We start from the raw sequence: 16,375 nt of genomic DNA, 5'->3' as shown, positions 1-16,375 counted from the left end.
AGATGAACTCTCAAAACTGAATAACAGAAATTTGATCTTTTTCGAATCGTTGTATCTTTTGTGATTAAAACCTCGACCTATTAGTATCAGTCAGCTCCACATATCACTATGCTTCCACCTCTGACCTATCAACCTGATCGTCTCTCAGGGGTCTTACTACTTACGTATGGGAAATCTCATCTTGGAGTTGGCTTCGTGCTTAGATGCTTTCAGCGCTTATCCAGTCCATACTTAGCTACCCAGCGATGCCCTTGGCAGAACAACTGGTACACCAGCGGTATGTCCATCCCGGTCCTCTCGTACTAGGGACAGCGCTCCTCAAATTTCCTACGCCCACAACAGATAGGGACCGAACTGTCTCACGACGTTCTGAACCCAGCTCGCGTACCGCTTTAATGGGCGGACAGCCCAACCCTTGGAACCTAATTCAGCTCCAGGATGCGATGAGCCGACATCGAGGTGCCAAACCTCGCCGTCGATGTGAACTCTTGGGCGAGATTAGCCTGTTATCCCCAGGGTAGCTTTTATCCGTTAAGCGACGGCCCTTCCACTCGGAACCGCCGGATCACTAAGCCCGACTTTCGTCCCTGCTCGACTTGTAGGTCTCGCAGTCAAGCACCCTTCTGCCTTTACGCTCGTCGATTGATTTCCAACCAATCTGAGGGTACCTTTGGGCGCCTCCGTTACTCTTTAGGAGGCGACCGCCCCAGTCAAACTGCCCACCTGACACTCTCCCGGTACCGGATCACGGTACGCGGTTAGAACTTCAAACATACAAGAGTGGTATCCCAATGGCGACTCCACATATACTAGCGTACATGCTTCATAGTCTCCCACCTATCCTGTACATGTAGGCTCAAAGTTCAATATCAAGCTACAGTAAAGCTCCATGGGGTCTTTCCGTCTAGTTGCGGGTAACCGGCATCTTTACCGGTACTAAGATTTCACCGAGTCTGCTGCCGAGACAGCGCCCAAATCGTTACACCTTTCGTGCGGGTCGGAACTTACCCGACAAGGAATTTCGCTACCTTAGGACCGTTATAGTTACGGCCGCCGTTCACTGGGGCTTCAGTTCAATGCTTCGAACGAATTCTAACATATTCCCTTAACCTTCCAGCACCGGGCAGGTGTCACCCCCTATACTTCGTCTTGCGACTTTGCAGAGAGCTGTGTTTTAGTTAAACAGTCGCTTGGGCCTCTTCACTGCGGCTCTTACGAGCACCCCTTCTCCCGAAGTTACGGGGTCATTTTGCCGAGTTCCTTGGCAACAGTTCTCTCGCTCACCTTAGGATTCTCTCCTTGCCTACCTGTGTCGGTTTTGGTACGGGCCAATACATAATTAACGCTAGAAACTTTTCTTGAGAGCTGGCATCAGTTACTTCGCTACTTCCTCACGGGTTCACTCCTCGTAACGCCTTTGCTTTGCATGGCGGATTTGCCTACCATACAGCTCCTTCGCTTAAACCAGCACTTCCAGTCGCTGGCATAACCTAGCCTTCTCTGTCATTCCTTCACTTATGTATCGGGTACAGGAATATCAACCTGTTGTCCATCGACTACGCTTTTCAGCCTCATCTTAGGTCCCGACTTACCCAGGGAGGACGAGCCTTCCCCTGGAAACCTTAGGCAATCGGTGTGTCAGATTCTCACTGACATCTCGCTACTCACACCGGCATTCTCACTTCTATACACTCCACTGCTCCTTACGGTACAGCTTCAACGCAGTATAGAACGCTCCCCTACCATTTATTGAAACAATAAATCCATAGTTTCGGTATCATACTTAGCCCCGGTACATTTTCGGCGCAGGGTCACTCGACTAGTGAGCTGTTACGCACTCTTTAAAGGATGGCTGCTTCTGAGCCAACCTCCTAGTTGTCTGTGCATCCCCACATCCTTTTCCACTTAGCATGAATTTTGGGACCTTAACTGATGGTCTGGGCTGTTTCCCTTTCGACTACGGACCTTATCACCCATAGTCTGACTGCCAACTACTATCCACTGGCATTCGGAGTTTGATTATATTCAGTACCCCGAGATGGGGCCATCATACATTCAGTGCTCTACCTCCAGTGGCCTTACATTGACGCTAGCCCTAAAGCTATTTCGGGGAGAACCAGCTATATCTGAGTTCGATTGGAATTTCTCCGCTAGCCACAACTCATCCGCCAGCTTTTCAACGATGGTCGGTTCGGTCCTCCATTTGGTTTCACCCAAACTTCAACCTGGTCATGGCTAGATCACTCAGTTTCGGGTCTACCACAATGTACTATATCGCCCTATTAAGACTCGCTTTCGCTTCGGCTCCGTCTCTTCAACTTAACCTCGCACATTATGAGTAACTCGCCGGTTCATTCTACAAAAGGCACGCCATCACCCATTAACGGGCTCTGACTTCTTGTAAGCATACGGTTTCAGGATCTATTTCACTCCGCTTCCGCGGTTCTTTTCACCTTTCCCTCACGGTACTGGTTCACTATCGGTCACTAAGGAGTATTTAGCCTTACCGGGTGGTCCCGGTTGATTCCGACAAGGTTTCTCGTGCCTCGCCGTACTCAGGATACCACTAGAGTATCTTACGCTTTCGTCTACAGGGTTTGCACCTTCTTTGACTGGCCTTTCAATGCCATTCGACTAGCTTCGATATCCCACGTTGTGGTCCTACTACCCCATCACGAAGATGGTTTGGGCTTTTCCCGTTTCGCTCGCCACTACTCAGGGAATCACTTTTGTTTTCTTTTCCTCTTGCTACTAAGATGTTTCAGTTCGCAAGGTTGCCTCATCATAAACTATGTATTCATTTATGTGTAATACTGCATAACCAGTATTGGGTTTCCCCATTCGGATACCCCCGGATCGTTGTGTACGTACCACTCCCCGAGGCATTTCGCTGTTAGTCGCGTCCTTCATCAGCTCTTAGTGCCTAGGCATCCACCGTACGCCCTTACATATTTAATCACATGTAATTTCGCGCCCTAATTCTTAAAATCAGGTTTTTTTTAACGCTTATCGCTTGATAAGCTGTGTGTTTGCTTTGATTGCTTACTTAATTGCTTAAGTTACTGTTTTTGTTTAACTTGATGTAAATCTAGTTTTATACAACTATTCGAAAAGATCATGTTGATAACATTTATTTCTTTGTCTATCTCTTTTTCTTTTCTGTTATTCAGTTTTCAAAGATCATTTTTCTTGAGATTCCAACGGACTCTCAAAACTAAACAGGAAACTTTAGGTGTCAACTTCACGTCTTTCTAATTACTCCTTAGAAAGGAGGTGATCCATCCCCACCTTCCGGTAGGGATACCTTGTTACGACTTAACCCCAATCATCGATCCTACCTTCGACGGCTCCCTCCTAGTAAACTAGGTTAGGCCACCGGCTTCGGGTATTACCAACTCTCATGGTTTGACGGGCGGTGTGTACAAGGCCCGAGAACGTATTCACCGCGGCATTCTGATCCGCGATTACTAGCGATTCCGACTTCATGGAGTCGAGTTGCAGACTCCAATCCGAACTGAGACGTACTTTCTGAGATTCGCTCCGCATCGCTGCTTCGCTGCCCTCTGTATACGCCATTGTAGTACGTGTGTAGCCCAGATCATAAGGGGCATGATGATTTGACGTCATCCCCACCTTCCTCCGGTTTATCACCGGCAGTCTCTTTAGAGTCCCCAACTTAATGCTGGTAACTAAAGACAAGGGTTGCGCTCGTTGCGGGACTTAACCCAACATCTCACGACACGAGCTGACGACAACCATGCACCACCTGTATCCGCCATAACTATTACACATCTCTGTGCTTTTGCGCGGTATGTCAAGACCTGGTAAGGTTCTTCGCGTTGCTTCGAATTAAACCACATACTCCACCGCTTGTGCGGGCCCCCGTCAATTCCTTTGAGTTTTACGCTTGCGCGCATACTCCCCAGGCGGGATACTTATTGCGTTAACTACAGCACTGAATTTCTCCAACACTTAGTATCCATCGTTTACGGCGTGGACTACTAGGGTATCTAATCCTATTTGCTCCCCACGCTTTCGAGCCTCAGCGTCAGTTACAGGCCAGTTAGCCGCCTTCGCCACTGGTGTTCCTCCATATATCTACGCATTTTACCGCTACACATGGAATTCCACTAACCTCTCCTGCACTCTAGTCTACCAGTTTCTATGGCATCACGGGGTTAAGCCCCGAACTTTAACCATAAACTTGATAAACCGCCTGCGCTCCCTTTACGCCCAATAATTCCGGATAACGCTTGCCACCTACGTATTACCGCGGCTGCTGGCACGTAGTTAGCCGTGGCTTTCTGGTAAGGTACCGTCATATAAGAAGCATTCCCTCTTCCTATCGTTCTTCCCTTACAACAGAGCTTTACAACCCGAAGGCCGTCTTCACTCACGCGGCGTTGCTCGGTCAGGGTTTCCCCCATTGCCGAAAATTCCCTACTGCTGCCTCCCGTAGGAGTCTGGGCCGTGTCTCAGTCCCAGTGTGGCCGGTCACCCTCTCAGGTCGGCTACGCATCATCGTCTTGGTAAGCCGTTACCTTACCAACTAACTAATGCGCCATAAGCCCATCTCGTTGTGATGTATCCCATCTTTAATTAATCTAAGATGTCTTAGATTAACGTATCCGGTATTAGCAGAAGTTTCCCTCTGTTATCCCAGGCATCGAGGCAGGTTGCTTATGTATTACTCACCCGTTCGCCACTAAGTTCCAAGGAGCAAGCTCCTCTTCACTTCGTTCGACTTGCATGTATTAGGCACGCCGCCAGCGTTCATCCTGAGCCAGGATCAAACTCTCCATTTGATTCTTTCTCTTTTTAACTCTGACGAGTTTTGTTTATTAATTTATCCGTATTTCTTTTTGAAATTGACGTTTCCTGTTTAGTTTTCAAAGACCATTTTCTGCACTCGGTTTCCCTTAGCGCTTGTATATAATACCACCCTCTTTAGCCACCGTCAACACTATTTTCACTTTATTTTGACATTTCTTCTTTTTTTAGGTCTTTTCAGTTCATTCGTGATTTTCATGGTTCATATATGCCTGTTTTACCTGTTTTTTTTGTCTTTTTTATAGGCGGTTTTTGGATGGTTTTTTGTTTCTTTTTCCCTTTTCGCTCACAAAAGTTGGCGTTTTATAAGCTTGATACCGATCCAGCTCACAATGCAGCACCTATTTAGACTTACCACTTTATTCTATGATTTTTTAGATCGACATCGTGTTTCATCATTTTATACCGTGATGGTCAGTATAAGCGCTTCTTTGAGAACATAAAAAAAGACACTCTAAATAGAGTGTCAAATTACCTGGCGATGAACTATCTTCACTAGCGCGTGGCTAGATATTGTCGCCGCTAAAGTGCTTAACTTCTGTGTTCGAGATGGGAACAGGTGTGACCACTTCGCTAAAATCACCAGATCGTAGTGCATTAGAGAGATGAACTCTCAAAACTGAATAACAGAAATTTGATCTTTTTCGAATCGTTGTATCTTTTGTGATTAAAACCTCGACCTATTAGTATCAGTCAGCTCCACATATCACTATGCTTCCACCTCTGACCTATCAACCTGATCGTCTCTCAGGGGTCTTACTACTTACGTATGGGAAATCTCATCTTGGAGTTGGCTTCGTGCTTAGATGCTTTCAGCGCTTATCCAGTCCATACTTAGCTACCCAGCGATGCCCTTGGCAGAACAACTGGTACACCAGCGGTATGTCCATCCCGGTCCTCTCGTACTAGGGACAGCGCTCCTCAAATTTCCTACGCCCACAACAGATAGGGACCGAACTGTCTCACGACGTTCTGAACCCAGCTCGCGTACCGCTTTAATGGGCGGACAGCCCAACCCTTGGAACCTAATTCAGCTCCAGGATGCGATGAGCCGACATCGAGGTGCCAAACCTCGCCGTCGATGTGAACTCTTGGGCGAGATTAGCCTGTTATCCCCAGGGTAGCTTTTATCCGTTAAGCGACGGCCCTTCCACTCGGAACCGCCGGATCACTAAGCCCGACTTTCGTCCCTGCTCGACTTGTAGGTCTCGCAGTCAAGCACCCTTCTGCCTTTACGCTCGTCGATTGATTTCCAACCAATCTGAGGGTACCTTTGGGCGCCTCCGTTACTCTTTAGGAGGCGACCGCCCCAGTCAAACTGCCCACCTGACACTCTCCCGGTACCGGATCACGGTACGCGGTTAGAACTTCAAACATACAAGAGTGGTATCCCAATGGCGACTCCACATATACTAGCGTACATGCTTCATAGTCTCCCACCTATCCTGTACATGTAGGCTCAAAGTTCAATATCAAGCTACAGTAAAGCTCCATGGGGTCTTTCCGTCTAGTTGCGGGTAACCGGCATCTTTACCGGTACTAAGATTTCACCGAGTCTGCTGCCGAGACAGCGCCCAAATCGTTACACCTTTCGTGCGGGTCGGAACTTACCCGACAAGGAATTTCGCTACCTTAGGACCGTTATAGTTACGGCCGCCGTTCACTGGGGCTTCAGTTCAATGCTTCGAACGAATTCTAACATATTCCCTTAACCTTCCAGCACCGGGCAGGTGTCACCCCCTATACTTCGTCTTGCGACTTTGCAGAGAGCTGTGTTTTAGTTAAACAGTCGCTTGGGCCTCTTCACTGCGGCTCTTACGAGCACCCCTTCTCCCGAAGTTACGGGGTCATTTTGCCGAGTTCCTTGGCAACAGTTCTCTCGCTCACCTTAGGATTCTCTCCTTGCCTACCTGTGTCGGTTTTGGTACGGGCCAATACATAATTAACGCTAGAAACTTTTCTTGAGAGCTGGCATCAGTTACTTCGCTACTTCCTCACGGGTTCACTCCTCGTAACGCCTTTGCTTTGCATGGCGGATTTGCCTACCATACAGCTCCTTCGCTTAAACCAGCACTTCCAGTCGCTGGCATAACCTAGCCTTCTCTGTCATTCCTTCACTTATGTATCGGGTACAGGAATATCAACCTGTTGTCCATCGACTACGCTTTTCAGCCTCATCTTAGGTCCCGACTTACCCAGGGAGGACGAGCCTTCCCCTGGAAACCTTAGGCAATCGGTGTGTCAGATTCTCACTGACATCTCGCTACTCACACCGGCATTCTCACTTCTATACACTCCACTGCTCCTTACGGTACAGCTTCAACGCAGTATAGAACGCTCCCCTACCATTTATTGAAACAATAAATCCATAGTTTCGGTATCATACTTAGCCCCGGTACATTTTCGGCGCAGGGTCACTCGACTAGTGAGCTGTTACGCACTCTTTAAAGGATGGCTGCTTCTGAGCCAACCTCCTAGTTGTCTGTGCATCCCCACATCCTTTTCCACTTAGCATGAATTTTGGGACCTTAACTGATGGTCTGGGCTGTTTCCCTTTCGACTACGGACCTTATCACCCATAGTCTGACTGCCAACTACTATCCACTGGCATTCGGAGTTTGATTATATTCAGTACCCCGAGATGGGGCCATCATACATTCAGTGCTCTACCTCCAGTGGCCTTACATTGACGCTAGCCCTAAAGCTATTTCGGGGAGAACCAGCTATATCTGAGTTCGATTGGAATTTCTCCGCTAGCCACAACTCATCCGCCAGCTTTTCAACGATGGTCGGTTCGGTCCTCCATTTGGTTTCACCCAAACTTCAACCTGGTCATGGCTAGATCACTCAGTTTCGGGTCTACCACAATGTACTATATCGCCCTATTAAGACTCGCTTTCGCTTCGGCTCCGTCTCTTCAACTTAACCTCGCACATTATGAGTAACTCGCCGGTTCATTCTACAAAAGGCACGCCATCACCCATTAACGGGCTCTGACTTCTTGTAAGCATACGGTTTCAGGATCTATTTCACTCCGCTTCCGCGGTTCTTTTCACCTTTCCCTCACGGTACTGGTTCACTATCGGTCACTAAGGAGTATTTAGCCTTACCGGGTGGTCCCGGTTGATTCCGACAAGGTTTCTCGTGCCTCGCCGTACTCAGGATACCACTAGAGTATCTTACGCTTTCGTCTACAGGGTTTGCACCTTCTTTGACTGGCCTTTCAATGCCATTCGACTAGCTTCGATATCCCACGTTGTGGTCCTACTACCCCATCACGAAGATGGTTTGGGCTTTTCCCGTTTCGCTCGCCACTACTCAGGGAATCACTTTTGTTTTCTTTTCCTCTTGCTACTAAGATGTTTCAGTTCGCAAGGTTGCCTCATCATAAACTATGTATTCATTTATGTGTAATACTGCATAACCAGTATTGGGTTTCCCCATTCGGATACCCCCGGATCGTTGTGTACGTACCACTCCCCGAGGCATTTCGCTGTTAGTCGCGTCCTTCATCAGCTCTTAGTGCCTAGGCATCCACCGTACGCCCTTACATATTTAATCACATGTAATTTCGCGCCCTAATTCTTAAAATCAGGTTTTTTTTAACGCTTATCGCTTGATAAGCTGTGTGTTTGCTTTGATTGCTTACTTAATTGCTTAAGTTACTGTTTTTGTTTAACTTGATGTAAATCTAGTTTTATACAACTATTCGAAAAGATCATGTTGATAACATTTATTTCTTTGTCTATCTCTTTTTCTTTTCTGTTATTCAGTTTTCAAAGATCATTTTTCTTGAGATTCCAACGGACTCTCAAAACTAAACAGGAAACTTTAGGTGTCAACTTCACGTCTTTCTAATTACTCCTTAGAAAGGAGGTGATCCATCCCCACCTTCCGGTAGGGATACCTTGTTACGACTTAACCCCAATCATCGATCCTACCTTCGACGGCTCCCTCCTAGTAAACTAGGTTAGGCCACCGGCTTCGGGTATTACCAACTCTCATGGTTTGACGGGCGGTGTGTACAAGGCCCGAGAACGTATTCACCGCGGCATTCTGATCCGCGATTACTAGCGATTCCGACTTCATGGAGTCGAGTTGCAGACTCCAATCCGAACTGAGACGTACTTTCTGAGATTCGCTCCGCATCGCTGCTTCGCTGCCCTCTGTATACGCCATTGTAGTACGTGTGTAGCCCAGATCATAAGGGGCATGATGATTTGACGTCATCCCCACCTTCCTCCGGTTTATCACCGGCAGTCTCTTTAGAGTCCCCAACTTAATGCTGGTAACTAAAGACAAGGGTTGCGCTCGTTGCGGGACTTAACCCAACATCTCACGACACGAGCTGACGACAACCATGCACCACCTGTATCCGCCATAACTATTACACATCTCTGTGCTTTTGCGCGGTATGTCAAGACCTGGTAAGGTTCTTCGCGTTGCTTCGAATTAAACCACATACTCCACCGCTTGTGCGGGCCCCCGTCAATTCCTTTGAGTTTTACGCTTGCGCGCATACTCCCCAGGCGGGATACTTATTGCGTTAACTACAGCACTGAATTTCTCCAACACTTAGTATCCATCGTTTACGGCGTGGACTACTAGGGTATCTAATCCTATTTGCTCCCCACGCTTTCGAGCCTCAGCGTCAGTTACAGGCCAGTTAGCCGCCTTCGCCACTGGTGTTCCTCCATATATCTACGCATTTTACCGCTACACATGGAATTCCACTAACCTCTCCTGCACTCTAGTCTACCAGTTTCTATGGCATCACGGGGTTAAGCCCCGAACTTTAACCATAAACTTGATAAACCGCCTGCGCTCCCTTTACGCCCAATAATTCCGGATAACGCTTGCCACCTACGTATTACCGCGGCTGCTGGCACGTAGTTAGCCGTGGCTTTCTGGTAAGGTACCGTCATATAAGAAGCATTCCCTCTTCCTATCGTTCTTCCCTTACAACAGAGCTTTACAACCCGAAGGCCGTCTTCACTCACGCGGCGTTGCTCGGTCAGGGTTTCCCCCATTGCCGAAAATTCCCTACTGCTGCCTCCCGTAGGAGTCTGGGCCGTGTCTCAGTCCCAGTGTGGCCGGTCACCCTCTCAGGTCGGCTACGCATCATCGTCTTGGTAAGCCGTTACCTTACCAACTAACTAATGCGCCATAAGCCCATCTCGTTGTGATGTATCCCATCTTTAATTAATCTAAGATGTCTTAGATTAACGTATCCGGTATTAGCAGAAGTTTCCCTCTGTTATCCCAGGCATCGAGGCAGGTTGCTTATGTATTACTCACCCGTTCGCCACTAAGTTCCAAGGAGCAAGCTCCTCTTCACTTCGTTCGACTTGCATGTATTAGGCACGCCGCCAGCGTTCATCCTGAGCCAGGATCAAACTCTCCATTTGATTCTTTCTCTTTTTAACTCTGACGAGTTTTGTTTATTAATTTATCCGTATTTCTTTTTGAAATTGACGTTTCCTGTTTAGTTTTCAAAGACCATTTTCTGCACTCGGTTTCCCTTAGCGCTTGTATATAATATCCCACATATAGAGTTTTGTCAAATGTTTTCGGGCTTTTTATTTAAATTCTTTTACCGTTAAATATTTATCGAAATATCTGTAAATTTCTTCTTCGATAAATGGATAACTTTTACTCTTAACTTGTTCTACTAATCGATCTTTCTCTTCGACGACTATATCGATAATTTCTTTCGAATAATTCATCGAAATTTGATGATCATCAAATTCATCTTCATCAAGAACAATATACTTCCCATCTGGAAACACTTTAACATCAAGATCATAATCTATGTTTTTAAGACCTTCTTCATCGAATACACTCGGCGAAGCGAGATTACAATAATAATAGACTCCCTTATTACGTATCATCGAGATAACATTGTACCAACGATTTAAGTAGTAAAAACAAATTGCCGGTTCACGTGTGAACCATCGTCTACCATCTGATTCAACGACCCAAGTTTTATATGTTATTAAAACGATTTTCTCATCATCAACATCGAGGACTGTCCCACTAGACCAAGTCCGATGAAGCGATCCATCATGTTTATAACTTTGTATATATATTACTTCTCCAACTTTTGGTAACATAACAACACTTCCCATCCTTTAACATTATACACAATAAATGTCTAATTTCTATTCTTAATTCCAGTTCTAAGCATTAATAAAGGTTCTAATTTAGGCATGAGTGCTAAAATCAGAGCAAAAGATATAATTGTAGTGGGAATCATGTATGTTGCATTATATGAAACAACACCTAACAAAACATTACCACGATAAAATCCCGCATAGAATAGCAAGCCAGATAATGTATGCAAGATGAACCTTAATAGATTCGATACAACAACTCCTATTGGCAGGGATAAATCATATACTTTTAGATTAGGAATCAATCCTACGATTGCATAAACCGAATAAGCAAAAATATAATCCAAGAAAAATTGAAACCAGTGAATTGCAATCGGTGGCTGAATCATGCACTTCACAAGAAATGACAGGCTTACGACACATATTGAATTCTTCAACCCTAAATGATAACTTGCCACAATTAAGACCAAAATACTCGAAGATACGGAACCACCTTGTGGCAACCTCAAAATGTCAAAAGTGACTGTGATGCATTCCAAAACTCCAAAAAGTAACACATATGTTGAAATTGTTAGTATTTTTTTTGTTTTCATTTTTATCACCTCAATACATATAAACCTTACGTGAGTAACGATCTCCTCTAATTATATCTATTGTATAAAAAATAAAAAGAGGTTTAAAGCACCTCTTTTAAATAATCAATAAAATCACGATATTTAACGCCGTATATATATTGTCCATCTAATTGCTCATAAAGAAGCAGTTTGGAATTAAATACTAAATCATGAATCCGCGTATAATTTGGCACAATATCTAGATAGGTCATTACCGATTTATCTTTTAAACAGGCCGTCTTTCTTATTACATGGTGATCAAGCGTTGCATAAGCAAACTTCGCTTCGAACAACTCCAACACATCACCCACCAAAATAAGCGTAGCACTCAAATCATAAAAATCAGTAAATACGGAATGTGCCCCATAAGGGAAATCCATTTCCGTAGGCCTTCCAAAGTATCTACTAAATTTACCCGCTGTTGCAATCATTAAACTTGGGTGTGTCACATAAATGCATTCTTGTTGAAGAGTCATAAGTTGCATCATTTTTCCGCTGGATAACACAAGACGTTCTTGATTTGAAATATACGGAACCATGTCCTTAACAAGTACATCCGAATTAAACTCACAATCTCCAAAAACGCAAACAGTTCCATCTTTCATATGACTTTGGATCCCATCCAGTATAATTTTAGAATAGAACGGATCAAATCCATCGCTTTCATGTACGAGCACCAAACCATCTTTTTCCACTTCTAAACGCTTTAAGAGTTTCTCCACTGTTAGAGCCACGTCTTTTGAAGAATACATAGATAACACCTCCACTTCCCTATTTAATACAAATAATTGTTATTTATTAATGTTTCTTTCTTGATGTTGACTGTGAGCGAGTTTACTTGCTGCAGAAGCTGCAATTGCTCCAACAATATCATCGAGGAATGTATTGCAAGTTCCATTGTTATGTTCGTTCAAAGTTCCGATTATGCCTGGCTTAACTTTGTCAATATAGCCATAATTTGTGAGCGCAATTGAACCATAGAGGTTACAAATCCCGTAAGCAAGAACCTCATCAATTCCATAGAGTCCTTCATCTCGATGAATAATATCTTCGATAAAATTACCACCAAAATTATTATTTTCAACAGAGATGTCAATGTTAATTCCGGTAATCAACGCATGTTGGACTTCACGCTTATTCAATACACTGTTAACGATTGGTTTTATATCAATCGAATCGATATCTTCAACATAGTCTTTTTGAAGAAAAACAACACACTCTATAATATCGGATATTTCTACTCCACGACTCTTTAACAATGCCACACATTTATCATACATAATGAACCCTCCCATATATAGATTTATTATACATGACTTTCATCATAAAAAAACAGAAATGGATGCAAGGTCTGTTATTTATTTCATTTTGCGACTGCTTGCGTTACAATATAAGGAATAATTAGGAGGTCAATATATGACATACGAAGATTTACTGGATAAATTAAATAGCTTGAATCTTGCAATTACAACAATGAGTTTTGACGCACTAACAATCGCACCACGAAATGGAGCAGCTTTCCGAAATAAAGCACTGTCTATTCTTTCGGGTGAATATTTTGCACTACTGACTGATCCAAAAACATACCAAATATTGGAAGAAAGTCAAAATAACGAAAATCCCATTATCGCAGAAAGTGCTAAAACACAACTTCGACAACTTAATAAAATTAAAAATATTCCGTCTGATGAATATATTGCATTTGACAAATTAAAATACGACTCCCAACAATCTTGGGAAGACGCACGCGAAAAAGGTGATTATGATCTTTTCAAAAAGAATCTTGACGCCTTGATTTCGGGTCAAATAAACGCAATCAAGCATCGCAATTCAGATTTAAGTATTTATGAATCATGTCTTGATGATTACGAAGAAGGATTACGCGAATCTCATGTTGAAGGTTTTTTCACCACCCTTGAACAAAAACTTGTTCCATTTATTGATAAGGTGATTGAAGCACAAGGACCTAAACCAGCATTTCTAAGCGCACCAGTTACAGAACACGAGCAGGATTTAATCTCAGATTTAATTAAGGGACATATGGGTTATGATGCATCATTTGGATACATGGGACATGCGGCCCACCCATTCAGTAGCACATTCTCAATTAATGATTCACGTATCACGACACATTATTACGAAAATGACTTCACTTCTAATATTTTCTCAATCATTCACGAAATTGGACATTCAATGTACAACCACCAAGTAAGTATTGACTTCGAAGGTTATCCAATTGCTGATAGCATGAGCATGAGTCTACATGAGTCTCAATCACGATTAATGGAAAATATGATTGGTAGAAGTGAATCATTTTGGACACCGCTATATCCAAAACTACAAGCAATTATCCCTCATGTTTTAAAAGATGTTGATCTCGATGCATTTATTAAGGGTATTAATTACGTAGAAAAAGGGTATATTCGTGTAGAGGCAGATGAACTTACATATCCACTACATATTATGGTTCGATATAATACAGAGAAAGAAATTTTTAATAACAATCATAGCGCGGAAGGTCTTGATCATTTCTTCGCAGATCAAATGACACAATTACTTGGAATTACACCGGAAAACCCAAGCGATGGAATTCTCCAGGATGTACATTGGAGCGATGCTTCATTTGGATATTTCCCAACATATGCGGTGGGTACAGCTTATGCAGCTCAGTTCATGAAAAAAATGGAAGAGGATATCAATCTTAATGAAGCTCTCTTAAACGGTCAAATGGATATTGTATTTAAGTGGTTGCGTGAGAACATTCATCAATTCGGTGGGATGTACGATACACAAACAATGATTGAAAAAGTTACCAATGAGTCATTTAATCCAAACTACTACATTGATTATCTTATCGAAAAGTATTCGACACTTCTAGGCATTTAGTTAGACCCAGTCCTCCATCTTTGTTACAATTTAACTATAAATAGAGGAGGACTTACGATGACTTATAAATTACCTGAACTTTCATATGACTTTAATGCATTAGAACCACAAATTGATGCCAAAACAATGGAAATTCATTACACAAAGCATCATCAAACATATATCACTAATTTAAATACAGCACTTGAAAAACACCCAGAATTAGAACAAGAATCACTCACAAACCTTATTGAGAACTTAAAGAATGTCCCAGAAGACATCCGCACAGCAGTTCAAAACAATGGTGGTGGTCATTTAAACCATACGATGTTTTGGGAATTTCTATCCCCAAACAAAGGTCAAGAGCCTGGTGAAGCCTTAATGAATGCAATCAATCATGATTTCGGCTCATTCGATGCATTTAAAGAAGCTTTCTCAAATGCTGCTAAAACACGTTTTGGAAGCGGTTGGGCTTGGTTAGTGATGGATTCAAACAAATCACTTAAAGTTGTATCTACCGCAAATCAAGATAATCCAATTTCAGAGGGATTAACTCCGATTTTAGGTCTTGATGTTTGGGAACATGCATATTACCTAAACTATCAAAATCGTCGTCCTGATTACATTAATGGCTTCTTTGAAATTATTAATTGGGCTAAAGTCGATCAATTGTATACAGAAAACAAATAATTTTTTTAAAAAGCACCGCTCTTTTATTATAAAAAGCGGTGCTTTTATTTGAAAAAAAACCTGCAAGAATGCGAAGATTGTAAATAATCTCGCTTCCCGCAGGTTTTTTTATCGATCCAAGATCATTTGTTCATATCCTAAGAACTCGAATCCTAATCGTTCATAAAGTTTTTTTGCACCACGATTACTTGGCGTTACTTCCAATCTGAATCGAATTACATCGGGGAATTTATCCATTAAAATCGAAAGAGCTTCGGTACCGAGGCCCTTACCACGGTAAGCATCGTCAACAGACAACTCTTCTACCCATAATTGTAATCCCCCAACTTCAGTTGAAAACATAATCGAACATAACAGATAACCACATACGTTCCCTTCTTCAACCAAAAACCACCCAAAACAGTCATTTTCTTTGATGATATGACTAAAGTTTCGCTTGAATAATTCGTAATCTGGTTCACCCAAACATGCAGGACTTGTTAAAAACTTTGTCGCAAGTTCGGCGTACAACGTTAAATCCGAATCCGTAAATGCTTTTAATTCCATAATGCCTCCCTATTTTCGAAGTGTGTAACAAATAATTGCCGATGCAATCGCGACATTTAGTGATTCAAACTGTGATGTTTCAATTTTGACAGTTCCATCACACAAATCCACTACAGCATCCGACACACCACTACCTTCAGAACCCATCACGACCGCAATCGGACAAGTTTTAATATCTTGTAAATTGTGCGTATTTTCACCGAGATAACTCGCATAAACCGGAATGTTCCACGCTTTAATCTGAGCAATTGCAACATCTAAAGGCATACGAATGACCGGAATGTGAAATATTGAACCTTGTGTGGAGCGAATGACTTTGTCATTGAACTCATCTACACATGTTTCAGACACAATAACCGCATCAAATCCAAAACTATGCGCTGTACGAATAATGGTACCCAGATTCCCAGGATCTTGAACGCCATCACAAATGAGATAGCGATCAGCTTCCTTTAACTCACGTTGAGGTTTTGAAATAATCGCAAACTGGTGCGAACCAGAAATTGTATTGGATAATTTTTGAGCTATATGTTCAGTAATCTGAACATCATCGCTTTCCGTTAAACCTATTGTTTTTTTTACAATACCAGCTGTGTTAGCTTCTTGAATTAAGTGTTCACCTTCAATCAAAACCTCATTGTGTTCGTCTCGATACTTTTTTTTACTTAATTTAGTACAATGCTTCACGAAATCATTTTGAAGTGATGTAATTTTCAT

8 protein-coding genes and 5 rRNA genes are annotated in these 16,375 nt (G+C 43.1%); 2 read left to right on the top strand and 11 right to left on the bottom strand.

All coding sequences use genetic code 11. The annotated features are described in order from the left end of the window. Positions 1-60: 60 nt before the first annotated feature. The 9 genes from EL194_RS03760 to EL194_RS03720 form a co-directional block, all read right to left on the bottom strand. Positions 61-2,958 (bottom strand): 23S ribosomal RNA (locus tag EL194_RS03760). A 308-nt stretch (positions 2,959-3,266) separates the two neighbouring features. After that, positions 3,267-4,805: ribosomal RNA gene (locus tag EL194_RS03755) — 16S ribosomal RNA — on the bottom strand. A 498-nt stretch (positions 4,806-5,303) separates the two neighbouring features. Continuing rightward, positions 5,304-5,417, bottom strand: a 5S ribosomal RNA gene (gene rrf, locus EL194_RS03750). Between the two features lie 76 nt (positions 5,418-5,493). Next, positions 5,494-8,391 (bottom strand): 23S ribosomal RNA (locus tag EL194_RS03745). 308 nt (positions 8,392-8,699) lie between these two features. After that, positions 8,700-10,238, bottom strand: a 16S ribosomal RNA gene (locus tag EL194_RS03740). Together the 16S, 23S and 5S rRNA genes form the textbook arrangement of a ribosomal RNA operon. 171 nt (positions 10,239-10,409) lie before the next feature. After that, on the bottom strand, positions 10,410-10,943 hold the full coding sequence (locus EL194_RS03735) for a DUF402 domain-containing protein (RefSeq protein ID WP_034886762.1): 534 nt from the start codon (positions 10,941-10,943) through the stop codon (positions 10,410-10,412). Between the two features lie 41 nt (positions 10,944-10,984). Next, positions 10,985-11,536 carry an energy-coupled thiamine transporter ThiT gene (locus EL194_RS03730; RefSeq protein ID WP_003775382.1) on the bottom strand — a complete coding sequence of 184 codons (552 nt, stop codon included), beginning with the start codon at positions 11,534-11,536 and terminating at the stop codon, positions 10,985-10,987. Positions 11,537-11,619: 83 nt separating this feature from the next. Further along, complete coding sequence (locus EL194_RS03725) at positions 11,620-12,309, bottom strand: hypothetical protein (RefSeq protein WP_003775381.1); 690 nt, start codon at positions 12,307-12,309, stop codon at positions 11,620-11,622. Between the two features lie 39 nt (positions 12,310-12,348). Further along, a complete protein-coding gene (locus EL194_RS03720) occupies positions 12,349-12,837 on the bottom strand; it encodes a phosphatidylglycerophosphatase A family protein (RefSeq protein WP_081580998.1) in 489 nt (162 codons plus the stop codon). Positions 12,838-12,973: 136 nt separating this feature from the next. Between EL194_RS03720 and EL194_RS03715 the strand changes: the two genes are divergently transcribed. After that, positions 12,974-14,443 carry a carboxypeptidase M32 gene (locus EL194_RS03715; protein ID WP_003775379.1) on the top strand — a complete coding sequence of 490 codons (1,470 nt, stop codon included), beginning with the start codon at positions 12,974-12,976 and terminating at the stop codon, positions 14,441-14,443. Between the two features lie 57 nt (positions 14,444-14,500). Further along, the gene (locus EL194_RS03710) at positions 14,501-15,112 is read left to right on the top strand and encodes a superoxide dismutase (protein ID WP_003775378.1); all 612 of its coding nucleotides are present in this window, start codon (positions 14,501-14,503) and stop codon (positions 15,110-15,112) included. 108 nt (positions 15,113-15,220) lie between these two features. Here EL194_RS03710 and EL194_RS03705 read toward each other — a convergent pair whose 3' ends face one another. After that, the gene (locus EL194_RS03705) at positions 15,221-15,658 is read right to left on the bottom strand and encodes a GNAT family N-acetyltransferase (protein WP_003775377.1); all 438 of its coding nucleotides are present in this window, start codon (positions 15,656-15,658) and stop codon (positions 15,221-15,223) included. Between the two features lie 9 nt (positions 15,659-15,667). After that, complete coding sequence (locus EL194_RS03700; protein WP_003775376.1) at positions 15,668-16,375, bottom strand: TrmH family RNA methyltransferase; 708 nt, start codon at positions 16,373-16,375, stop codon at positions 15,668-15,670.

It is taken from the genome of Erysipelothrix rhusiopathiae, from assembly GCF_900637845.1.
Lineage (GTDB): Bacteria > Bacillota_I > Bacilli_A > Erysipelotrichales > Erysipelotrichaceae > Erysipelothrix > Erysipelothrix rhusiopathiae.
This window is presented reverse-complemented; position numbering and strand designations above follow the sequence as displayed.